Here is a 19,830-nt window from a genome sequence, read left to right on the forward strand (position 1 = left end):
GCCGCCCCGCCGCGGAGGTGGGGCAGTGACGGTCTCGCTCGACGACGTGCGCGCGGCCCGCGAGCGCCTCGCCGACGCCGAGGGGATCCGCGAGACGCCGGTGATGCACAACCAGACGCTCAGCGAGCGCGTCGGCGCCGACGCGTGGCTCAAGCTGGAGCAGTTCCAGAAGACGGGCTCGTTCAAACCCCGCGGGGCGTACAACCGGATCAGCGAGGTTGCCGAGCGCGGCGAGGCCGATCGAGTCGTCGCCGCGAGCGCGGGCAACCACGCACAGGGGGTCGCGTACGCCGCGACCGCGCGGGGGCTCGACTCGCTGGTGTTCATGCCCGAGACGGCGCCGCAGGCCAAGATCGACGCCACCGAAGGATACGGCGCGACGGTCGAACTCCGCGGGGAGACGTTCGCGGAGGCGATGGCCGCGGCTCAGGATCGCGCGGACGAGCCGGGGACCGCGTTCGTGCACGCCTACGACGACCCCGCGGTGATCGCCGGGCAGGGGACGCTCGGCCTCGAACTGCTGGAGCAGGTGCCCGACCTCGACACCGTCGTCGTCCCGATCGGCGGCGGCGGGCTGATCTCCGGCGTCGCGACGGCAATGCAGGCCGCCGACCGCGACGTTCGCGTCGTCGGCGTGCAGGCCGAGGACGCCGCGACGGCGCCGGAGAGCCTGCGGAAAGGCGAGCCCGTCGAGAACGAGAACCCCGACACGATCGCCGACGGGATCGCGACGGGCAGCCTCTCTCAGCGAACCTTCGAGATCATCCAGAAGCGCGTCGACGAGGTGGTGACGGTCTCGGACACCGAGATCGCCTCCGCGACGCTGTGGCTGCTCGAACGGACCAAGCAGCTCACCGAGGGGGCGGCCGCGGCCTCGGTCGCGCCGCTGCTCTCGGAGACGATCGAGGTCGACGGCACCGTCGCCCCGCTGCTCTGCGGTGGCAACATCGACATCGCGACGCTGCAGGACGTGCTGACCCGCGCGCTGGTCGACCGCCGGCAGTTCGTCACGCTCCGGGTCCGGATCGACGACCAGCCGGGCGTGCTCGGCGAGCTCGCGTCGCTGATCGGCGAGCACGACACCAACATCCGTAGCGTGCGCCACGACCGGTCCGAGGAGGGGCTCCCGGTTGGCGAGGCGGACCTCGTCATGCGGCTGACGACGCCCAGCGAGGCGGCCATTCAGGGAATTATCCGGGACATCGAGGACGCGGGCTACCGCGTCCGGGATCTCGTCCCCTCGTAGGGCGGTTGATCCCGAGCTCCCGCCGGGTCGCGCGGGCCTGAGCCGTCACTCGTCGACGCGCTCCCACGCCGCCGCCGACGTGATCGCCGGCCGCGCGTCGCGGAACTCCGCCTCGATCGCGCCGTAGAACCGAGTCCGTCCGACCGGGGTCCGGAGTCGAAGGACGAGCGTCTCCTCGGTCGCGTCGAACGCCGTTAGCGTCCAGCGTCCTTCGCTGTGCTGCCACTCGCCGACACGCTCGGCGTCGTCGACGATCCGGCTACCGAGCTTCCAGCTCTGTCGCGTGAGGTTGCGCAGGTCGAACGGGACGGCGTCGGGGAGCGACGCCGGACTCGGGCCGGCGTTCTGTACATGCGTCGCCATACCACGCCACAAGTGACGCACTGCCAAAAATTGATCCCTTCGCGGTCGTGCGACGGAGCGCGCGACAGGTCGCGAGCCGAAATCGGCATCGCACGGTCACGGCAACACGTTCCGCAGTCGCGCGACGGAGCGCGCGACAGGTCGCGAGCCCGAATCGGCTACAGCACGGTCACGGCAACACGCTCCGCGGTCGCGGAACGGAGTCCGCGACAGGTCACGAGCCGTGACCGGCTCAGAGCACGAACGGGCCGCGCTGATTGATCGGCTCGTCGTGGGGCTCGCCCGCGACGGCGACGAGGCGGAACTCACCTTCGACGGTGACACCGCCGGCCTCTGTCGCGGGCAGCACGTCGCCCGTCCCGAACGCCTCGCCGTCGACGGTCCCTTCGCCGGCGACGCCGTAGAGGAACCCCGACCAGCCGTCGGGCGTGCTCCACTCCCACGTGCCGTCGACGCGCACGTCGTAGTACTCCATCGGCGTGTGCAGCGAGAGCGGCGAGCCCTCGCCGACGACGGTCGTGATCGTCGCGCCGTCGACCTCCTCGGTCGGGAGTTCTTCCGCATCCGCGTCCGCGTAGTCGGCCTCGATCTCCTTCTTCTCCCGGGGGAGGTTCACCCAGAGCTGGAGGCCGTTACAGCCCGCGCCGTCGGCGGGCATCTCGGAGTGTTCGATCCCGCCGCCGGTGGTGATCCGCATCGCGTCGCCCGGGTAGGCGGTGTGGGTCACGCCCAGCGAGTCGCCGTGCTCCATCCCGCCGTCGAGCATGTAGGAGACGATCTCGAACCCCCTGTGGGGGTGGGTCGGGAACCCGTCGTCGGGCTCGATGTAGAACCGCTCGAACAGCACGAATGGGTCGAGGTTGTGGGGGTAGCCGTCGGTGGGGAACGCGCGATTGGAGTTCACGCCCGTTCCGTGCCGGACCGTCTCGCCCGGTATCGGGGCGTTTACCGTTTGGTCGAAAGACATGGTTCGACCGAGTCGGTGCGGACGCTTAACCGTCACGGCGGCGGAGGCGGATATCTACCTACTCTTCGACACATTTCTAAGAGAAGTTTGGTAGAGGCCTCGAAAGTGCAGTTATCTGAATAGTACAATTTCTCGGTAATCAAACTTGAATCCGTTTCAGGGAACGCTCTTACCGTCCCGACCCGTACGTTGGGGTGCATGACGGATTACGAACTGCCGCCGCTGCCGTACGAGTACGATGCACTGGAACCGTCGATCTCCGAGCAGGTGCTGACGTGGCATCACGACACGCACCATCAGGGGTACGTCAACGGCTGGAACAGCGCCGAGGAGACCCTCGAAGAGAACCGCGAGAACGGCGAGTTCGGTTCTTCCCCCGGCGCTATCGGCGACGTGACGCACAACGGGTCGGGCCACATTCTCCACGACCTGTTCTGGCAGTCGATGAGCCCCGAGGGCGGCGACGCGCCGTCTGGGGCGCTCGCCGACCGCATCGCGGAGGACTTCGGCTCCTACGACGCCTGGAAGGGCGAGTTCGAGGCCGCAGCCGGCGCCGCCGGCGGCTGGGCCCTGCTCGTCTACGACTCCTACAGCAACCAGCTGCGCAACGTCGTGGTGGACAAGCACGACCAGGGCGCCCTCTGGGGATCGCACCCGATTCTGGCGCTGGACGTTTGGGAGCACTCCTACTACTACGACTACGGTCCCGCCCGCGGCGACTTCGTGGACGCGTTCTTCGAGGTCGTCGACTGGGAAGAGCCGTCGGCCCGCTACGAGCAGGCCGTCGAACTGTTCGAGTAACGACTACGACTTCGGCCCTCTCGCGGTCGCGGCCGACCCCGCGACCCGGCGCTCCGGCGGCGGCGACACGAACGACGGTTGGCACCCCGCCGCCGCGGACGCGTTTCCCCCGCTTTCAGCTCCGACAGCGACCGCTCGACTCAAAAGGAGAGATGCGAGGTCGAACTCGGTCCCTCGTCGTCGTCGAGCCCGCCGTCCTTGAGGTAGGTGTAGCCGTCGTCGACGAGGAACACGTCGCCGTCCTCGACGGCGATCTCGATCGGGCGGAGCGACGAGCCCGCTGCCGGACCGTTGCCGCAGTCGCCCTCGCAGGCGTCGAACAGCGAGCCGTGTTTCGGGCAGATGATCTCGCCGTCGCGTATCGCCGCGCCGTCGCCGCGGTCGAACCGCTGGTCCTCGTGGGGGCAGTTGTTGAGCCACGCCTCGACGCCGGACTCGTCCTCGCAGGGGACGAGGATCGCCTCCCGCTCGTTGGTGAAGGCGTCCTCGACGCTGAACAGGTAGGAGCCACGCGCCGGCACGGCGTCGACCGCCGCGATCCGTGTTCGCTCGGACATCGCCGGCACCTCGTCGCCGCGAGCCAAAAGGGTAGCGTCGCCGGCGCCCGTGTCGCTTGCGAGGGTAGCGGTGCCGGCCGCCGCCGCCGTGTCCCTTATCCCGTTCTTGACCGTATGGTAAAGCACCGATGAGCACAGAGTTCACTATCGACGCCGACTGGGCCAGCCAGTACATCGACGGCGAGTTCGTCCCGAGCGAGAGCGGCGAGACCATCGACGTCGAGGACCCCTCGACTCGGCAGGTCGTCACCGAAGTCCCCGCAGGCGTCGAGGCCGACGTGGACGCCGCCTACGAGGCCGCTGCAGAGGCGCAGGAGTCCTGGGCCGACCAGCCGCCCGCACGGCGCGCGGAAGTGATCCAGAACCTCCTCGGACTGCTGGAGGAGTACGAGGAGGAGATCACGTCGCTGCTGACCCACGAGGTCGGCGGCTCGCCCGCGATGGGGCAGACCTCGATCCAGATCGCCAGCGACCACGCCGGCGAGGCGGCGACGCTCCCCCGGCGGATGAAGGGCGAAACCGCCGAGTCGAACATCCCGGGCAAGGAGAACCGCCTCTACCGCGAGCCCAAGGGCGTGGTGACGGTGATCTCGCCGTGGAACTTCCCGCTGAACCTCTCGATGCGGGCGGTCGCGCCCGCGATCGCCGCCGGCAACAGCGTCGTCCTCAAGCCCTCGACCAACTCCCCGATCACGGGCGGCCTGCTGTTCGCGAAGTTGTTGGAGGAAGCCGGCCTCCCCGAGGGCGTGCTGAACGTCGTCGTCGGCAAGGGCAGCGAGATCGGCGACCGCGTCGCCAGTCACCCCGAGAGCGACGTGGTCGCGTTCACTGGCTCGACGGAGATCGGCCGCCACGTCGCCGGCCTCGCGGGCGAGAACCTCGCGGTGCCGGCGATGGAGTTGGGCGGCAACAACGCCCACGTCGTCACGGGCGACGCCGACCTCGACCGTGCGATCGACGGCGCGGTGTTCGGCAGCTTCGTGCACCAGGGGCAGGTATGTATCTCGATCAACCGCCACATCGTCCACGAGAGCGTCTACGACGAGTACGTCGAGCGCCTGACCGAGCGCGCCGAGGCGCTGCCGGTGGGGAGTGCACACGAGCCCGACACCGTGGTCGGCCCGATCATCGACGAGTCCCAGCGCGACGAGATGCTCGACTACGTCGAGCGGACCGTCGACGCCGGCGCGACGCTCGAGACCGGCGGCGAGACGGTCGAACTGGACGGTGTCGACGACTCGCTCGTCGTCGCGCCGACGGTGCTCTCTGACGTGACCATGGAGATGGCCGCCGCGTGTAACGAGCACTTCGGTCCGATCGCGCCCGTGATCCCGTTCTCGACCGTCGAGGAGGCGATCGACCTCGCGAACGACACCGAGTACGGCCTCTCGGGCTCGGTCCACGCCGGCGACCTCGGGGTCGCCGAGGAGATCGCCCACGGGATGGAGACCGGCAACGTCCACATCAACGACCAGCCGATCAACGACGAAGCACACGTTCCCTTCAGCGGGATCGGCGCCTCCGGCGTCGGCGGCTACAACAGCGACGCGTTCCTCGACGAGGTGACCGAGACGAAGTGGATCTCGGTCCAGACGGAGCCCCGCGACTACCCGTTCTGAACGACCCGTCCCGACGGGGTCCACCCACCGTGATTGCCGACGTTTGTCCGCGATAGATACCGAACCGGCGGGCTCCGGAGGCGGCGAACCCGCCGCTACGACCGGAGCCCGGTGAACAGGGAACTGACCCCCAGAAGCGCCACCACGCCGCCGATCGCCACCGCGATCACCGGTCCCCGTGAGCGCTTGTCGAGGAGGAACGCCTCTCCCGGGGTGTCGGGATCGACGTAGGCGGTGGCAGTGTCGCCGGCCTCGTAGCCGTCGAGCACCGACACGGCCGCCGAGCGTGTGTCGTAGTTCGGGGTGGTGGCGGAGGGGAACACGCTGTGACTCGTGTAGTTCTCCCCGTCGTAGCGGTACTCGAACGTCACCGTCGGCTCGTACTCCGCGCCGGGGCTGCTGCTCTCGCTTCTCGTCTCGACCCCAGTCTCCACGACCGTTGCGTCGACCGTGACGGCGTCTTCGAGCGCCTGCTGTTGCTGCTGATAGTCGTAGGCACCGTACCCCGTGACCGCGAGCCCCAAGAGGAGTGCCAGCAGGCCGCCACGGATCGGGTCGATCTCCCGCCCGCCCACGCGGACGCTGATCCCGTCGTCGCTCATGTCGGCTGTCCCACCGATCGACCCCTAAATCCCTCGAAGCTCCCTCGGGGGCAGCGCGAGTACCACACAGTCGAGCAACCCTTTTAGCCGTCCCCGCCTTGGAAACCACAGATGCAACGGGAGTCGGTACTTCGCGTCGACCTCACCCGCGGGGCGGTCACCGAGGAGCCCGTGCCCGAGCAGTGGCGTCGACGCTACCTCGGCGGGAAGGGGCTCGGCGCACGCTACCTCTACGAGGAGCTGTCGGCCGACGCCGACCCGCTGGGGCCGGAGAACCGGCTCTGTTTCGCGCTCGGCCCGCTGTCGGGCTACCTCCCCGGTGAGACCCGCTACGCCGCGGTGACGAAGTCGCCGCTGACGGGCGGGTTCCTCGACTCCTACGCCGGCGGGCAGTTCCCGCTCGCGCTCGCCGGCGCGCTGCCGAACTGTCTCGCCGTGATCGTGCAGGGCGCCGCCGACGAGCCGACGACGCTGGTCGTCGAGGACGGCGCCGCCGACCTCGTCCCGGCCGAGAACTGGGGCGCCGACACCGTCGAGACGGCCGAGGCCTACCCCGACGCGAGCGTCGCGTGTATCGGCCCGGCCGGTGAGAACGAGGTCGCCTACGCGACCGTCGCGTCCGACGCCGGCGACCACCACGCGGGCCGCGGTGGCGTCGGCGCCGTGATGGGCGCGAAGCGGTTGAAGGCGGTCGTCGCCCGCGGCGACCGGCCCGAGATCCCGCCCGCGATCGAGGAGCTCCGGGAGCGGACCGACGCCGAGTACGCCGACCACGCCACCGGCCGCTGGCAGGCCGCCAGCGGCACCCTCGAGTCGGTCGAGTTCGCCGACGAGGTGGGCGCGCTCGCGACCGAGGGGTGGCAGGCCGGCCGGTTCGAGGGGAGCGAGGGCGTCGGGATCAGCGCCGCCCGGGACGCCGCGATCGAGCGCGAACGCGGGGACGACCGCGTCCCCGGCGGCTTCCGAGTCGACACCGAGGAGGGCGAGAGCGTCCCCCGAGGGGCGACGCCGATCAGCCTCGGTGCTGGCCTCGGGATCGACGACTTCGACGCGGTCGCGGCGCTGGGCGCGGCGTGTGACCGCCTCGGCGTCGACGTGATCGAATCGGGCAGCGCCGTCTCCTGGACCGTCCTCGCCGCGGAGGCTGGCGTCGTCGACGAGACGGTCGAGTTCGGCGACGACGAGGCCGCACGCGAACTCGTCGAGCGGATCGCCCGCCGCGAGGACCCGCTGGCGGACGCACTCGGACAGGGGGTCGCCGAGGCCGCCGCGTTCGCGGCTCGGAACGAGCGAGGCGGCGACGGCGCGGACGCCGGGGATACCGACCTCTCCGGCGAAGAACTGGTGCCGACGGTGAAGGCCATGGCGCTCCCGGGGTACGACCCGCGAGGCGCCGAGGGGATGGCGCTGGCCTACGCCACCAGCGACCGCGGCGGTTGTCACCGGCGCGCCCGGCCCGTCGAGGAGGAGGTGTTCCACGACCGGAGCCGTGCGGAGACCGTCCGCGAGGTCGCGGAGGCACAGACCGCCCGCTCGGTGCTCTGGAGCCTCGTCGCCGACGACTTCCTCGGCGACGTGCTCCGGGAAGATCTGGGTGCGGAGTGGCTCCGCGCGGTCGGCATCGACCACGACGCCGCGTCGCTGGCCCGGGCCGGCGAACGGATCTGGACGCTGGTCCGGCTGTTCAACGCCCGCGAGGGGTTCGACCGCGCGGACGACGAACTGCCCGCCCGCCTGCGGCAGGCACGCGAGGACGGCGCCGCGATCGACCCCGCGGCGTTCGAGCGCACGCTCGACGCCTACTACGAGTTCCGCGGCTGGGGCCGCGACGGCCTCCCCACTCGTGAGTTCGTCACGACACTCGACCTCGACGACGTGATCGACGCCGAGACGCCGCTCTCGACCGACGCCCCGGCGCCCGCCGGCGACGCGACAGTACCCGACGATACCCAGACAGAATGACCGACAGGATCGATCTCGACGACGTCGAACAGCCCGAAGAGGAGCGCGACGAGGACCGACCCAACCCCGGCGACTGGCTCTGGCGCGGCGAGGGCTCGCCGGACGAGGAACCAGCACCTCCCGAACGGAGTGTCGACATCGGCGCCGACGACTTCGCGGACACCGGGACGGCGACCCCCCGCATCCCGCGAGAGAACGACGACAAGCCCGTCGGCGTCCCCGTCGACAGCGGCGGCGCGGGCGGCGGCGCGGCGAGTTCGGGCGACGCGCCGACCGGCGGCGTCCCGTCGAACGACGACGAGTCCGAGCGTGACGAAACCGAAAGAAACGACGATCCCGCGAACACCGGCGACGCGCCCAGTCGTGCGTGGGGGGAGGCGGCCCGGGAGCACGGCGCCTCTGACGCGACCGAGGCCGACGCTGATGCCTCCAAACCCGGGACGCCCGCCGGCGGCGACGGCGCGACGCCGAGTGCGAGTCGGACGAGCGCCGGCGGCCACTCCCGCGGCGAGGAGTGGGAGAACGCCCAACCGGTCCAGCAGTCCGAGTCCACGCCCGGCGCGGCCTCCCACGGCTCGGCGACGACCCGGACCGCGGAGATGACGATGGCGTTCTCCTACCGCGCGATCCGGCGGCTCGGGAACGTTCACGCCGCGCTGGCCGACGCCGAAAACTGGACCGACTACCTCGGCATCGTCGGCGACGTGGACGCGTCAACGATCAACAAGTACCAGCGCGACAACGTCCTGGATCTGGACTTCTTCAACGGCTCCGGCACGGGACCGGCCGAGCGGCTCGGGGCCGTGGGCCCGAACTCCATGTTCTACGCCGAGCGGATGGTGCTCGTCGGCGTCGACGAGCGCGAGCAGGCGTGGGCCCAGGAAGCCGACTGGGAGTTCGTCCCGCTGGAGACCGCCGCCGAGGAGGCCGGCTGGGAGCTGGGGGAGAACTGACCGTCCGCGACCCGTGGGTTTTTGCCTCGACGGCTCAATGAAACCGGTATGAGTTTGAAAGAGGCGTTCGAGCAGTCAAGCTTCCTGACGGTGGCCATTCTGGCCGCCATCGTGTGGACGGTGTTCTCCGCCGCCCGCGTGCTGGGACAGTTCGACTACTGGAACCCCGAGCCGTTCGGCATGACCCCCGGCGCGGGGATCGTCGGCGTGCTCGTGATGGGTATCGGCGTCGTGCTCGCGGTCGCGCTGCTGGGCGCGTTCGAGCACGACGAGCCGGCGCCGCAGTCGTGGCCGCCCGAAGACGCATAATGCAGTACGTCTGTACCGAGTGCGACTCGATGGCGCGGTTCGGCGGCGAGACCGGCCCCGTGGACACCGAGTGTCCGGTCTGTGAGGCAGTCACGCGCTGGAAGCCCGCCTTCGAGGGCGAGGCCCAAGGGGTGTCGTTCTGATGGCGCTGCAAGTCTCGATCGGCGATCGGCTCGCCGACGCGGCGTCGGAGTGGGCCGACCAGCGGATGCTCGACGACGACGACGCGCTGGAGCAGAAGCTCGAACAGGCGCTGCTGGAGGTCGAGCATCTCGCCTCCGGCACGACCGAGATCGAGTTCGAGCTCGACGACCGGACGCTCCACTACGCGCCCAGCGACGAGCTCGAGGAACTGCTGGAAGAGCAGGCAGAGCGCGTCGACGCCGAGCCGGGCGCGGTGCTCGGGCTCCACCTCGAACTGTTCGCCCGGACGTTCCTCCCCGAGGACTCGATCCAGCCGGGGGCCGGCCCGGGCGCCCCGGTCGACGCCGACGATTGGTGAGGGAAAACGACTAAGCCCCGTCGCCTCTTGCCCACGTGTATGGCTTTCAAGGATAGTGGCTGGCGTCCGGAGGGAGCGATGGACGCGTTCGGCGACTACGAGGTCTGGGAGTACGAGCGCGGCCCCCACGAGATCAACACTGGCGAGGTCGACGGCGAGATCGACTTCGAGAAGTACGAGGACGGCGACTTCGCGACCTCGGTCGACGACCTCGAAGACGACGACGAGTAACGTAGTCGATTTTTCTGTTCGGTCGTTTTCGGTTCCGGTAGCTTCGGAGTCGGTTATCGCGACTTCTCTCTGTCAGTGGTAGTCTCTTCCTTCGACGGCTACTCGATCGTTGACTGTTGAGACAGCGACCGCGACAGCATCTCGTTCGTAGACCACTTGTAACTGCAGTGCGCCGGACACAAGGTCCGGCGCAGTTCCGAGTCCCCACCCCTCCCCCCGCCGGCGCCAACGTGGCGCCGGCGAGGCGTCCACCGCCACCGCACCGCGGCGGCGGTGGCGCGCGACGTGAGCCCCTCCGTGGGCGAACGAGCGCGCGAGGGACGAGGGAGCGAAGCGACCGAGTCGGCTGGGGAGGCGTGAGGGCTGTGCGGGGCGGTTGCGGTCACAAGTGGTCTAGCTCACTCCGCGGTCGTGTTTGCCGTCGACATAGCGAACTCCGCGGTCGTGTTCGACGTAGAGCTGGAAACGTCGAAGACAGCGAACTCCGTAGTTCTGTCCGTCGTTCGAGGAGCTAGTACTGTGCCACTCTCGGGTCACGCGAGCAGGAACAGCGAAACGAAAACCGAGAACTACAGCAACTGCGCGACGATCTCGTCTTCGAACGCCGCGGTCCCGGTGGCGATCCGCGCACCGGCGACGAACAGCGGCTCGTCGGTCTCCGCCGCGATGTGGTCGGTGAACTGCTCCAGCCACGTCAGCAGGTGCTCGTCGAGGAACACGCGCTCGAAGCCGACGGTCTCGTCCTGCCCGGCGCGCTGGCGCTCGATCAGGTTCCGCAGGAACGCGAACTCCACGGCGATGTGGTCGTTCTCCTCGCCGTACTCCTCGGGTGGGTTCCAGCCCGCGGCGCCGTAGCTGGCCTCCACGTCGGCCAGCCCCTCGCCGATGAACTCGGTGTCGTCCCGGTAGTACGTCTCGTGGGGGAGCACGTTCGGCCGCGGACCGACCATCAGCGCGGTGTACTCCTTGGCGAGTTCGTTGGTCACTTCCGCGGGGTCGCGCCCCTCGTTCTCTTCGACGAACTCTTCCAGCGCGGCGAAGCCGGCGTCGAGGTACTCGTTAACCTCGTCGCCGGGCGTCTCGATCTCGCCCGCGAGCAAGCGTTCGACGAACGCCTCGTCGGGCGTGTCGTGGAACACTTCGATCACGAAGTCGACCAGTTCGATGCGTGCGTCGTAAACGGCGGTTTCGTCCATTAGTTACCCCTGAAACACGATCTGCGCGCGGCACTCGTCGCAGTACTCGAAGATGCTGTGCTCGGTGTCGCCGGCGACGCCCTCGACGAGGTCGCCCACCTCGTCCTGCACCTTCTCCATCGACCCGCGGCTGGTGAAGGGAGTCCCACAGCGGACACACTCGATCATCTCGCCCTCGAAGACGGGCTCCCACTCCTCGCCGTCGCGGTTCTCCGGCAGTCGGGAGCGTTCGAGCCCGGCCTCGATCGTGATGGCGCCCTCCGGACAGCCGCTCTCACAGAGCCCGCAGTTCACGCAGTCGGCGTGGTTGAACTGCAGTTCGCCCTCGCCGCTTCGCTGGATGGCGTCGGTCGGACAGAGCGTCGAACAGGTTGGCGTGAGGTTGCAGTCGTCGGAGACCTCCATCCGGCCGAACGTGTCCAGCCCGCGGATCACGTCCCGGTCCGGGTCGGTTTCCTCCAGAATTCGGCGCAGCGACTCCAGCGCCCAGTCGTGGGTCGTGAACGGCTCTCGGGGTGACTCCGGCCGGCCGGTGCCGGTGGCCTCGTGCTCGCCGGTCGGGAGCGGCGACGGGTCGAGTCCCTCGACGAACGCGTCCAGTTCGTCCGCGAAGCTCGCGGGATCGTCCCCGTCGGGCGCGAAGAACGCGGTCCGTGCACCGAGTTCGAGGTCGCCGGTCGCGACGTTCAGCCGGTCGACCAGTTCGGCCTTCGGGTCGGGGCCGGAGTGGAGACAGTTGTCGCCGCAGCCGACGATCGCGACGCCGTCGGCGCCGGCCGCCAGCGCGTGGAGCACCTGCGCTTCGCCCACGGTGTCCGTGCAGTTCACGCGGACCGGGAGAATCGGCTGGTAGGACACGTCCTCGCCGCGGCCCGCGCGCCGGCCGTAGCTCTTCAGCGCGTCGGCGGCCTGCTCCGAACAGACGAACCCGATGACCGGTGAGTCGATGCCGCTGTCGCCGCCGAAGAAGCTCGAGAGGCGGCCGCCCTCCTCCATGTCGAGCAGGGACTCCACCTCGCGTGCGAGGCGTTCGTTCGTCGGCTCACGGAGTTCGACCGCGCCCGTGGGACAGGAGGACGTACACGCGCCACAGTCCATGCAGGCGGTCTCGTCGAACTCGACCTCGTCCACCGCGGGCCGGGAGACGGCCTCGTGGGGACAGGCGTCGGTACAGCGCGTACAGCCCTCGACGCCGGAGTCGCCCGAGGCACAGATGTCCATGTCGATGTCGAGGTGTTGGGGCTTGGAGATCCCGCCGAGCTGGCTCTCGACGGCCGCGGCGACGCCGCCGTCGAAGTGCGAGAAGTAGCCGAGCTGCCCGCCCCGCCCTCGCGTCGGCCCGCCGGGGTACACCACCTGATCGGCCTCGATCGTGCGCGCGACGCCCTCGGGCTCGATGGCGTCGACCGGGCAGCAGTCCAGATACTCCCCGTCGGGGGCGTCCGGCGCGATGTCGACCGGGTAGGAGCTGACCGCCTCGTCGGGGCCCTGCTTGACACACTCCATGCAGCCGATGCAGTCCTCGGTGACGCGGGCCTCGACGGCCAGTTCGAACTCGCCGAACGAGCCCGAGAGGTCGCGCACGCGGCCGCGCTCGACGTTCACGTCGTCGAGATCGTGTTCCGGCTCGCCGAAGTCCAGCCCGTTCGCGAGCAGCGTCACGTCGGCGCGTCCCGACAGCGACCCCGCGGCGGCGGCGTCGCCGACGACGACGACGTGGTCGCCGGCCTCTTTCGACACCGTCCGCGAGGGTGACTCCTCGCGCAGGCCCGCGACCGTCGCGTCGATGGTTCGGGCGGTCTTCTCGGTCGCCTCGGGGGTTTCGTGGACCCAGCCGGAGCCCTCGCGGTGGTCGACGAACGCGGTGGCGTCGGGGTGGAGCCCCTGGGCCTCGGCCATCTCCTGAATCCGTCGCTGGCAGCCGGCGTCGGGAGCGGTCGCGACCACGTGGTCGAGGTCGTACTCCTCGACGACGGCGGCGGCCTTCCCGAGCCCGTCGCCACAGAGGTGACTCGCGCTCGCGACCACCTCCACGTCCTCGTCGCCGACGCCCTCCCTGACGCCTTCGGCGTCGATGGCGTCCGGGGCGCCGCAGTCGCAGACGAACGCGCCTACCTTCATCGTCCGAGCGCTTACCCACCGCCCCCAATAGGGCTTGCGACACGGGCAGTTTTGCTTTTGGTTAGCCGAAAATATCTCTCGGTAGTTCTCAATACCCGTTTCGCGACCGTGCAATCGGCGTACGATGTTGCGGTAATCAGTTTCATTTCGAGCGAGATTCGGGTCGATCACCCCCGAAACCACAGTACTGCCGTGCGATGGATTCAAGGAGTACCCGTCCATGTTTCCGTTAATTCGTACCAACATGGTCGTTGGTGCGGGATGATACAACAATGAGTTCACAACCAGTCTCCCTCGACCTGGACCGCAGGTCGTTCCTGAAGGCGAGTGCGCTGGCCGGCGCAGTAGCCCTCGGGGGCGGCGGCGCGGGACAGGCACTCGCACAAAGCGACGGGGAGGTAGACGGAACCGACGAAGAGGGCGAACTCACGAAGACGGTCTGTAACTTCTGTGCCGTCGGCTGTGGGTTCCGGGGCGAACGCAAGGGCAACGCCTTCGTCGGGCAGGAGCCCTGGCACGAGAACCCGATAAACAACGGCTCGCTCTGTTCGAAGGGCGCCGCGATCTACGGGAGTGAACACTCCGAGCGGCGTCTCAAACATCCGCTGATCAAGGACGGCGACAGCTGGCGCAAGGCCGGCTGGAGCGAGGCGCTCGACAAGGTCGGCGACGAGATCAACCAGATCCGAGAGGAGCACGGCCCGGACTCGGTGATGTGGATGGGGTCGGCCCACTTCTCCAACGAGGAGTCCTACGCGTTCCGAAAGCTGAGCAGCCTGTTCGGGACGAACAACGTGGACCACCAGGCTCGGATCTGTCACTCCACCACCGTCGCCGGCCTCGCGAACACGTGGGGGTACGGGGCGATGACCAACACGATCAACGACTACCGCAACTTCGACCTCAACATCATCATCGGCCAGAACCCGGCCGAGGCCCACCCGATCGCGATGCAGCACATCCTCGAGGGCCAGAAACGTGGGGGCGAGATCGCGGTCGTCGACCCGCGGTTCACCAAGACTGCGGCCCACGGGGACTACTACTACCGGATGCGGCCCGGGACCGACGTGGCCCTGATGATGGGGCTGATGAAGTATCTCCGGGACGAGCAGAACCTCGACCAGGAGATGCTGGAGGAGCGGGTCATGGGCTGGCCCGACGTCGAGACGGAGCTCGACCAGTACGACCTCGAGACCGTCGAGGACATCACCTGGGTCAGTCAGGAGCAGATCCAGCAGCTCGGCGACCTGATCGCCGAGAACGCCCCCAACGTCCAGATCGAGTGGGCGATGGGCGGGACCCAGCACAACAACGGGACCCAGAACATCCGATCGTACGCGCTCACCTCGCTGGCGTCCGGGAGCGCCGCCCGATCCGGCGGCGGCCTGCAGGTCATGCGTGGCCACGCGAACGTGCAGGGGGCGACCGACCTCGCGGTCGCGAGCCACATCCTGCCGGGCTACTACTCGGTCGGCTCGCCCGGCTCGTGGCGCTACTGGACGGACGTCTGGAGCAAAAGCCCGTACACGAGCGGGGAGATCGGCTTCGAGGAACTGTACGAGGAGTACGACCTGATGCCGGAGGAGAAGTACGCCGCGCAGTCCGGTGAGGGTGAGGTCGACGAGACGTTCCCGAACGACCGCTCGATGATGTTCCAGAAGGGGATGACCGTCGCGCGGTGGTTCGACGGCGGGCTCCCCCAGGAGGAGCGGCTCAACGAGACGCCGCTGTACCAGCCCGACGAGCTGAAAGCCGTCGTCATCTGGGGCCACTCGCTGAACTCCATCTCGGAGATGCAGAAGATGAAAGACGCGATGGACCGGATGGATCTGGTCGTCGTCGTCGACGTGTTCCCCTCGGTGGCGTCGGTGCTCTCCGATCAGGACAACGTCGTGATCCTCTCGGCGGCCTCGCAGTACGAGCACCACCGCTCGCTCACCAACTCCCACCGTTCGGTCCAGTGGTCCGAGCCCGTGCGACCGCCGTCGCACAACACGAAGCCGGACCTCGAGATCATGCAGGAGCTCGCGGCCCGATTCGGCTTCGGCGACCACTTCGACTGGGGCTCCGGCCCCGGCCTGTACAACGGGAAGAGCACCTACGAGGAGACCTTGCGCGAGGTCAACCTCGGCGTCCGGACGATCGGCTACCAGCAGGATCCCGAACGCCTGCAGGAGCAGCAGGAGTACGACTACGCGTTCTCCACGGACAACCTCCGCTGTGAGGAGGAAGGACTCCCCGTCTCCGGGGAGTTCTGGCAGCTCCCGTGGCCCTGCTGGGGCGAGGGACACCCCGGAACCCCGATCATCTGGAACGACGATCTCGACCCGCGCAACGGCGGGCAGGACTTCCGCGCTCGGTGGGGCGTGCAGGCCCCGACACCCGAGGAGTGGGAGGGGATGGACGTCGGGGACAAGGAGTACCCGATGCAGGAGACGTACGATCAGGACGGCGAAGAGGGTCTGAACCTCCTGCGTGACCCCTACGAGCCCGAGTGGGAGTCCGACTTCGACGACGAAGTGCAGGGCGTCCCGCAGTACCCCGGGTTTGCGACGACGCTGCCCGAGGACTACTCCAACCCCGATCAGCTCTCGTTGCCGTACGCGTACGCGCTCGATCCCGATCAGTCCGTCTACGACACGGCGGTCGCGATGAACCAGCGCTACGGGACGGACTTCGACGAGGACTGGTACGAGCAGTACGACTACGCCCAGCCGGACGCGCCGACCGGGCGTGGCCGTGCACGCGCGGTCGTCTGGGGCTTCCTCGACACGGTCCCGGTCCACCGGGAGCCGGTCGAGAGCCCGCGTCCCGATCTCGTCGAGGACTGGCCCGCGAACGGGCAGCAGACCAACTTCTACCGGCTCGACCAGAACAACGCGTCCGTACAGGAGCGTGCGACCGCGGCCGCGAACGATCCGGGCGACGAGTCGGCGTTCAGTACGGTCATGACGACCGGGCGGCAGGTCGAACACCAGGGTGGTGGGGCCGAATCCCGTTCCAACGAGTACTTGGCCGACCTCCAGCCGCACATGTACGTGGAGATCCACCCGAACATGGCCGAGGAGATGGGGATCGACGGCGGTGACCTCGTCGTCGTCTCCACGACGGACCGTGGGTCCGTCTTGGTCAAGTCCCGGGTGACGCCGCGACCCGGCCACGGGCCGGAGGAGGAGGAGATCTTCCTCCCCTACCACTGGGGCGGCATCGCGAAAGGTGAGAGCTTGCTCGAGAAGTACCCCGACGGCAACGAGCCGTTCGCCATCGGCGACTCGGTGAACTTCATCACCTCGCGCGGGTACGACGTTGAGACACAGATGCAGGAGACGAAGGCGGCGCTGGCGAAGGTCCGACCGGCGACCCAGGAGCTCGTCGACGAGCTCAACATGGACGTCGACCTGGAGACGTTCTCGTTCCCGCAGGACGAGGCCGGCTTCGGGATGCAGAAGGACTTCGACACCCGCGACAACACGACGGTTCAGTAAAATGTCCACCAACGAATCAAACACCGAAGTCATCGGCCAAGGGGTGATGAGCACCGGCGAAGATACGCGCATCTTCCCCGACGTGGCCGCGTGTATCGACTGTGGCGGCTGTGTAGTCGCCTGTAACCGAACGTGGGATATGCCCCGCGACGAACAGCGTATCAGCATCTCCACGATGCTCGAGGGCAAGCAGGGTGCGACCGAGTCCGCCGACGTCGGCGGGCAGCGCCGGATCAACGACCCCTCGGCAGCGATGGACAACGGGCAAAAGCCCGGCGAGACCAGCGTTCCGATGCAGTGTTACCACTGCGAGAACGCGCCCTGTGTCTCGGTCTGTCCGGTCGACGCGCTCGTCAAGAAGGACGACGGGTTCGTCGACGTGCGCGACGACGTCTGTATCGGCTGCCAGTACTGTCTCTCGGCCTGTCCGTTCGGCGCCCCGCAGTTCCCCGGCTCGAACGACGGCGCCGCGGAGATCTTCGGCACCGGCGGCACGATGGACAAGTGTACGATGTGTCAGGATCGACAGGACGTCGGCAAGGGCCCGGCGTGTGCCGAGGAGTGTGCGACCGACGCCATCCTCGTGGGCACGACCGAGCAGATCGCCGACGAGCTGGACAAACGTGACTCGGGGACGTTCTTCAACGACGACGCGATGAAGGTCGTCTTCGGGGAGGACGAAGCTTCGGAGGCGTTCGGCGTATGAGTAACTCGACCGCAGAGAACGGCGCCAGCAGCTACTCGGGGACGGTCGTCGCGGTCAACGCCGTGATCTCGGTGGCGGTCGCACTCGGGCTGATCTGGGTCGTCAACGGGTTCAACGTGTTCTACGAGCGGCTGGACCGCGTCTCGCCCACCGTCGACGGCGGCGGGATCGGCACTGCGTTCGCCCAGGGCAACGAGATCGAGTGGCTCGTCTTCCTCGTGGAGGCGATGCACGCGGTCGACGTGCTGATGGGGCTGTTCATCCTGGTGCTGGTGTTCGTCCACTGGGGGGCGTTCCGACGCATCGCGGCACGGATGCGCCAGCCCGGCGAGTCCCGCGTCGCGACCGACGGCGGCTCGCCGGCACAGGGAGCCGGCGAGGACGGAGGTGAGAACGAATGACGAATCTCGACCACGGGAAGTTCACGCGGATGACGACAGTGTTCCACTCGCTGCTCGCCATGGACGTGTTCTTCCTGTTCTTCACGGGGTACGCCATCATGTTCAACGACGAGCTCTGGTGGATGCTCACCCTGATGGGTGGCTCCGGCGCGGTCGCTGCGCTCCACCGAGCGTTCGGCGTCGGCCTGCTGGCGCTGGTCGTGTTCTGGATGCTGATGATGGTGACCACGGACACCGGGCGCTCGAACTTCCGTGAGATCATGCCGACGCCCGGCGACGCGAAGGCGTTCGTGCAGGACATCCAGTTCGTGCTGGGCAACGCCGAGGAGCGCCACCCCAACGCCCGACAGTTCGCGGGCGGCACGGCCGACGAGGTGCCGCTGCTGAGCTACGTCGGCAAGGGCGTGGTGTTCATCTTCGCCGCGGAGCTGACGCTGCTGTCGATCTCCGGGCTGCTCATTTGGAGCAAGACCGGACTGATGCAGTACTTCGCGACCCAGACCGCGGCGATCGCGTTCGTCGTGTTCCACGGCCTGCTGGGGGTCGTGATGCTGATGGGTGTGATGTTCCACATCTTCGAGCACGGGTTCCACCCGGCGTTCTTCCCGGTGGAGACCAAGGCGTTCATCCCCCGCTCGATGATCCCCGAGGAACACGACGACGACCACGAGGGGACGGGCATCGAGCACCTCGAGCTCTCGCCCAACTGGGCGAGCGCGTCCAACCTCGGCGGCGCGGCGACGGTGATCGGGATCGTCAGCGTGCTGGTGGCCAGCATCTACGACACCGGCTACCCGGTGTCGCTCGAACTGCTGGTCGGCGGCGGTCCGACGAACCTGCTGCTGACCGTCGGCGTCAACATCGGCGTGCTCGTGCTGTTCCTCGGCATGGTGCTGTCGGTGTACGGCAACCTCGTCCGCATCCGCTGGGAACAGCGTATGGCCGAGGAGGAGGCCGACAGCGTCGACGCCGAAGCGGCCGACTGACGCCACACTCGCGGCTTTCCTTTCTTTCCGATCGAACAGCCGTGGCTGTCGGGTGTGAGTAAACGGCGGCTGAGGTGGAGTTAAGAGATCAGTTCCGCGCTCTCCGTCGACAGTTCGACCGTCACGTCCTCGGTAGCGTGTTGCTGGATCTGGTCGATGTTGCGCGTGAGCACCTCGAGCACGTCCTCGGGCTCGGGGTAGACGAGCATGTTGCCGTCGTCGTCCTCCATCACCAGCTGGGTGTCCGAGAGCTGGATCTGCCCGTCCTCGATCGAGGCGACGATCGACGACAGCGCCTCGGAACCGCCGGGCTCGCCCTCGACCACTTTCGTGATGTAGAGGCTGTCCATTCCGATCAGGTCCTTGTACTCCCGGATCCGCTCGGCACAGCTGACCATGTCGCGGGTAACTGCCGTCTTCTCGGGGTTCCCGTGTTCTCCTTCGTAGCAGTGTTTACAGACCCGCAGTTCCATCCGCATACCCCGCTGTGGGGGATGAGGTCGGATATAGCTGTCCACCGCGGCCGATCGCTCGGCGACCGGGGAGTTATTACGGACGCGCCGTAACGCCCAGGCATGGCTGGCGAGCTACTCAACATGGCCTACGCGTGGGCGGCGGTCGTCCTCGCCGTAGTCGGCGTAGTGGGAACGATGCTGTTCACTGACGGCCCCGACAACGGCGGGACCGCCTCCGGCGTCACCGCGATCGCGGTCGCGCTGTTCGTCGTCGCGCTCGTGGCATCGATGACGCTGTAAGGCGGCGCGAGAACCCCGCCGAGGGCGGGCAGCGACTGCCCCGTGGTGATCGAGACACCGTTTTCACG

At 68.3% G+C, this 19,830-nt stretch carries 21 protein-coding genes; 14 read left to right on the forward strand and 7 right to left on the reverse strand.

What is annotated here, in order from left to right; translation table 11 throughout:
* Nucleotides 1-25 precede the first annotated feature (25 nt).
* Entirely contained in the window at nt 26-1,246 is a 1,221-nt protein-coding gene (ilvA, locus tag BN1959_RS05860) for a threonine ammonia-lyase (protein WP_053947761.1), read from the forward strand.
* A 45-nt stretch (nt 1,247-1,291) separates the two neighbouring features.
* Here ilvA and BN1959_RS05865 read toward each other — a convergent pair whose 3' ends face one another.
* Complete coding sequence (locus BN1959_RS05865) at nt 1,292-1,609, reverse strand: hypothetical protein (protein ID WP_053947762.1); 318 nt, start codon at nt 1,607-1,609, stop codon at nt 1,292-1,294.
* A 232-nt stretch (nt 1,610-1,841) separates the two neighbouring features.
* On the reverse strand, nt 1,842-2,576 hold the full coding sequence (locus tag BN1959_RS05870) for a pirin family protein (protein ID WP_053947763.1): 735 nt from the start codon (nt 2,574-2,576) through the stop codon (nt 1,842-1,844).
* 198 nt (nt 2,577-2,774) lie between these two features.
* Between BN1959_RS05870 and sod the strand changes: the two genes are divergently transcribed.
* Nucleotides 2,775-3,377 (forward strand): superoxide dismutase, encoded by a 603-nt coding sequence (gene sod / locus BN1959_RS05875; RefSeq protein ID WP_053947764.1) that lies wholly within the window; start codon nt 2,775-2,777, stop codon nt 3,375-3,377.
* A 140-nt stretch (nt 3,378-3,517) separates the two neighbouring features.
* On the opposite strand, the gene BN1959_RS05880 is transcribed toward sod, so the two are convergent.
* Nucleotides 3,518-3,934 (reverse strand): Rieske (2Fe-2S) protein, encoded by a 417-nt coding sequence (locus tag BN1959_RS05880; protein WP_053947765.1) that lies wholly within the window; start codon nt 3,932-3,934, stop codon nt 3,518-3,520.
* Between the two features lie 128 nt (nt 3,935-4,062).
* Here BN1959_RS05880 and BN1959_RS05885 point away from each other — a divergent pair, with 128 nt between their 5' ends.
* Nucleotides 4,063-5,553 (forward strand): aldehyde dehydrogenase family protein, encoded by a 1,491-nt coding sequence (locus BN1959_RS05885; RefSeq protein WP_053947766.1) that lies wholly within the window; start codon nt 4,063-4,065, stop codon nt 5,551-5,553.
* Nucleotides 5,554-5,648: 95 nt separating this feature from the next.
* Here the strand turns inward: BN1959_RS05885 and BN1959_RS05890 are convergent, their stop codons facing one another.
* Nucleotides 5,649-6,155 carry a DUF3592 domain-containing protein gene (locus tag BN1959_RS05890; protein ID WP_053947767.1) on the reverse strand — a complete coding sequence of 169 codons (507 nt, stop codon included), beginning with the start codon at nt 6,153-6,155 and terminating at the stop codon, nt 5,649-5,651.
* 111 nt (nt 6,156-6,266) lie between these two features.
* Here BN1959_RS05890 and BN1959_RS05895 point away from each other — a divergent pair, with 111 nt between their 5' ends.
* The 6 genes from BN1959_RS05895 to BN1959_RS05915 are packed head-to-tail and all read left to right on the forward strand — an operon-like array spanning nt 6,267 to nt 10,112.
* Nucleotides 6,267-8,117: an aldehyde ferredoxin oxidoreductase family protein gene (locus tag BN1959_RS05895; protein ID WP_053947768.1), complete on the forward strand. Its 1,851-nt coding sequence runs from the start codon at nt 6,267-6,269 to the stop codon at nt 8,115-8,117.
* Nucleotides 8,114-9,070: a DUF7124 domain-containing protein gene (locus BN1959_RS05900; RefSeq protein WP_053947769.1), complete on the forward strand. Its 957-nt coding sequence runs from the start codon at nt 8,114-8,116 to the stop codon at nt 9,068-9,070. The genes BN1959_RS05895 and BN1959_RS05900 overlap by 4 nt, the downstream gene beginning before the upstream one ends.
* A 48-nt stretch (nt 9,071-9,118) precedes the next feature.
* The gene (locus BN1959_RS05905) at nt 9,119-9,379 is read left to right on the forward strand and encodes a hypothetical protein (RefSeq protein WP_053947770.1); all 261 of its coding nucleotides are present in this window, start codon (nt 9,119-9,121) and stop codon (nt 9,377-9,379) included.
* The gene (locus BN1959_RS14675) at nt 9,379-9,522 is read left to right on the forward strand and encodes a hypothetical protein (protein ID WP_154018225.1); all 144 of its coding nucleotides are present in this window, start codon (nt 9,379-9,381) and stop codon (nt 9,520-9,522) included. The genes BN1959_RS05905 and BN1959_RS14675 overlap by 1 nt, the downstream gene beginning before the upstream one ends.
* Nucleotides 9,522-9,881 carry a hypothetical protein gene (locus BN1959_RS05910; protein WP_053947771.1) on the forward strand — a complete coding sequence of 120 codons (360 nt, stop codon included), beginning with the start codon at nt 9,522-9,524 and terminating at the stop codon, nt 9,879-9,881. The genes BN1959_RS14675 and BN1959_RS05910 overlap by 1 nt, the downstream gene beginning before the upstream one ends.
* A 39-nt stretch (nt 9,882-9,920) precedes the next feature.
* Entirely contained in the window at nt 9,921-10,112 is a 192-nt protein-coding gene (locus tag BN1959_RS05915; RefSeq protein ID WP_053947772.1) for a hypothetical protein, read from the forward strand.
* Nucleotides 10,113-10,681: 569 nt separating this feature from the next.
* Here the strand turns inward: BN1959_RS05915 and BN1959_RS05920 are convergent.
* Nucleotides 10,682-11,308 carry a TorD/DmsD family molecular chaperone gene (locus BN1959_RS05920; RefSeq protein ID WP_053947773.1) on the reverse strand — a complete coding sequence of 209 codons (627 nt, stop codon included), beginning with the start codon at nt 11,306-11,308 and terminating at the stop codon, nt 10,682-10,684.
* Nucleotides 11,309-11,311: 3 nt separating this feature from the next.
* Nucleotides 11,312-13,429 (reverse strand): 4Fe-4S dicluster domain-containing protein, encoded by a 2,118-nt coding sequence (locus tag BN1959_RS05925; protein WP_053947774.1) that lies wholly within the window; start codon nt 13,427-13,429, stop codon nt 11,312-11,314.
* A 272-nt stretch (nt 13,430-13,701) separates the two neighbouring features.
* Here BN1959_RS05925 and BN1959_RS05930 point away from each other — a divergent pair, with 272 nt between their 5' ends.
* The 4 genes from BN1959_RS05930 to BN1959_RS05945 are packed head-to-tail and all read left to right on the forward strand — an operon-like array spanning nt 13,702 to nt 19,007.
* Nucleotides 13,702-16,914, forward strand: a complete 3,213-nt coding sequence (locus BN1959_RS05930) for a formate dehydrogenase subunit alpha (RefSeq protein ID WP_053947775.1) — start codon at nt 13,702-13,704, stop codon at nt 16,912-16,914.
* Between the two features lies 1 nt (nt 16,915).
* Nucleotides 16,916-17,620 carry a 4Fe-4S dicluster domain-containing protein gene (locus BN1959_RS05935; protein WP_053947776.1) on the forward strand — a complete coding sequence of 235 codons (705 nt, stop codon included), beginning with the start codon at nt 16,916-16,918 and terminating at the stop codon, nt 17,618-17,620.
* Nucleotides 17,617-18,021, forward strand: a complete 405-nt coding sequence (locus BN1959_RS05940) for a hypothetical protein (protein ID WP_053947777.1) — start codon at nt 17,617-17,619, stop codon at nt 18,019-18,021. Before BN1959_RS05935 ends, BN1959_RS05940 begins: the two co-directional genes overlap by 4 nt.
* A complete protein-coding gene (locus BN1959_RS05945; protein WP_053947778.1) occupies nt 18,018-19,007 on the forward strand; it encodes a cytochrome b/b6 domain-containing protein in 990 nt (329 codons plus the stop codon). Before BN1959_RS05940 ends, BN1959_RS05945 begins: the two co-directional genes overlap by 4 nt.
* Before the next feature lie 80 nt (nt 19,008-19,087).
* Here the strand turns inward: BN1959_RS05945 and BN1959_RS05950 are convergent, their stop codons facing one another.
* The gene (locus tag BN1959_RS05950) at nt 19,088-19,486 is read right to left on the reverse strand and encodes a hypothetical protein (RefSeq protein WP_053947779.1); all 399 of its coding nucleotides are present in this window, start codon (nt 19,484-19,486) and stop codon (nt 19,088-19,090) included.
* Between the two features lie 96 nt (nt 19,487-19,582).
* Here BN1959_RS05950 and BN1959_RS05955 point away from each other — a divergent pair, with 96 nt between their 5' ends.
* Nucleotides 19,583-19,762 carry a hypothetical protein gene (locus BN1959_RS05955; RefSeq protein WP_053947780.1) on the forward strand — a complete coding sequence of 60 codons (180 nt, stop codon included), beginning with the start codon at nt 19,583-19,585 and terminating at the stop codon, nt 19,760-19,762.
* Nucleotides 19,763-19,830 lie beyond the last annotated feature (68 nt).

Source organism: Halolamina sediminis (assembly GCF_001282785.1).
Lineage (GTDB): Archaea > Halobacteriota > Halobacteria > Halobacteriales > Haloferacaceae > Halolamina > Halolamina sediminis.

What these genes read in the sequence shown, in the direction of transcription:
- BN1959_RS05945 (WP_053947778.1), top strand. Translation starts at nt 18,018, where the DNA reads ATGACGAATCTCGACCACGGGAAGTTCACGCGGATGACGACAGTGTTC.
- BN1959_RS14675 (WP_154018225.1), top strand. Translation starts at nt 9,379, where the DNA reads ATGCAGTACGTCTGTACCGAGTGCGACTCGATGGCGCGGTTCGGCGGC.
- BN1959_RS05915 (WP_053947772.1), top strand. Translation starts at nt 9,921, where the DNA reads ATGGCTTTCAAGGATAGTGGCTGGCGTCCGGAGGGAGCGATGGACGCG.
- BN1959_RS05870 (WP_053947763.1), bottom strand. Translation starts at nt 2,576, where the DNA reads ATGTCTTTCGACCAAACGGTAAACGCCCCGATACCGGGCGAGACGGTC.
- BN1959_RS05865 (WP_053947762.1), bottom strand. Translation starts at nt 1,609, where the DNA reads ATGGCGACGCATGTACAGAACGCCGGCCCGAGTCCGGCGTCGCTCCCC.
- BN1959_RS05900 (WP_053947769.1), top strand. Translation starts at nt 8,114, where the DNA reads ATGACCGACAGGATCGATCTCGACGACGTCGAACAGCCCGAAGAGGAG.
- BN1959_RS05940 (WP_053947777.1), top strand. Translation starts at nt 17,617, where the DNA reads ATGAGTAACTCGACCGCAGAGAACGGCGCCAGCAGCTACTCGGGGACG.
- BN1959_RS05880 (WP_053947765.1), bottom strand. Translation starts at nt 3,934, where the DNA reads ATGTCCGAGCGAACACGGATCGCGGCGGTCGACGCCGTGCCGGCGCGT.
- BN1959_RS05885 (WP_053947766.1), top strand. Translation starts at nt 4,063, where the DNA reads ATGAGCACAGAGTTCACTATCGACGCCGACTGGGCCAGCCAGTACATC.
- BN1959_RS05925 (WP_053947774.1), bottom strand. Translation starts at nt 13,429, where the DNA reads ATGAAGGTAGGCGCGTTCGTCTGCGACTGCGGCGCCCCGGACGCCATC.
- BN1959_RS05890 (WP_053947767.1), bottom strand. Translation starts at nt 6,155, where the DNA reads ATGAGCGACGACGGGATCAGCGTCCGCGTGGGCGGGCGGGAGATCGAC.
- sod (WP_053947764.1), top strand. Translation starts at nt 2,775, where the DNA reads ATGACGGATTACGAACTGCCGCCGCTGCCGTACGAGTACGATGCACTG.
- BN1959_RS05955 (WP_053947780.1), top strand. Translation starts at nt 19,583, where the DNA reads ATGGCTGGCGAGCTACTCAACATGGCCTACGCGTGGGCGGCGGTCGTC.
- BN1959_RS05910 (WP_053947771.1), top strand. Translation starts at nt 9,522, where the DNA reads ATGGCGCTGCAAGTCTCGATCGGCGATCGGCTCGCCGACGCGGCGTCG.
- BN1959_RS05935 (WP_053947776.1), top strand. Translation starts at nt 16,916, where the DNA reads ATGTCCACCAACGAATCAAACACCGAAGTCATCGGCCAAGGGGTGATG.
- BN1959_RS05950 (WP_053947779.1), bottom strand. Translation starts at nt 19,486, where the DNA reads ATGCGGATGGAACTGCGGGTCTGTAAACACTGCTACGAAGGAGAACAC.
- BN1959_RS05930 (WP_053947775.1), top strand. Translation starts at nt 13,702, where the DNA reads ATGAGTTCACAACCAGTCTCCCTCGACCTGGACCGCAGGTCGTTCCTG.
- BN1959_RS05895 (WP_053947768.1), top strand. Translation starts at nt 6,267, where the DNA reads ATGCAACGGGAGTCGGTACTTCGCGTCGACCTCACCCGCGGGGCGGTC.
- BN1959_RS05920 (WP_053947773.1), bottom strand. Translation starts at nt 11,308, where the DNA reads ATGGACGAAACCGCCGTTTACGACGCACGCATCGAACTGGTCGACTTC.
- BN1959_RS05905 (WP_053947770.1), top strand. Translation starts at nt 9,119, where the DNA reads ATGAGTTTGAAAGAGGCGTTCGAGCAGTCAAGCTTCCTGACGGTGGCC.